This window comes from Citrobacter sp. VF227 (assembly GCF_052950715.1).
Map to the genome: position 1 here is coordinate 1 of NZ_JBRFVF010000662.1, position 430 is coordinate 430.

The window sequence follows — 430 nt, forward strand, 5'->3', positions numbered from 1 at the left end:
ATACAGGTGACGGTGATCGGCAGGTGTGGGTAGCGCGCCATCAGCTCGCGGACCATCGGCGCCGCGGCGATGCTTTCGCCCACCGAGACCGCATGCACCCAGATGCCACCCGGACGCAACCGCGGCAGACCGAAGGCGAAACGCTCGCCGATACGACGGGAGTAGGCCGGGGCGCGCCAGGCGCGCCACAGCAGGCGCAGGAACACCAGCGGCAGGGCGAGGTGAAACAACAGGGTATAGAGGGTGCGATTCATGGGCGCGGAGCTTAGCAAGCTGCCTGCTCGCGAGCCATAACCGCCCTGCCGGCGAACTTGTTGGCGAGGTCGGAACCGAACGAAGTTGCCCGCCCATAATCAGGATCTCGCCATGTCCGGCTATGTTTACCTGGCCATCGCCATCTGCGCCGAGGTGGTCGCCACCACCTCGATGA

At 65.6% G+C, this 430-nt stretch carries 1 protein-coding gene; it reads right to left on the reverse strand.

Annotation, left to right across the window (positions count from 1 at the left end):
• On the reverse strand, positions 1-254 hold a 254-nt coding region (locus ACU8YC_RS28430), incomplete at its 3' end, for a glycosyltransferase N-terminal domain-containing protein (protein WP_446896448.1).
• Positions 255-430 lie beyond the last annotated feature (176 nt).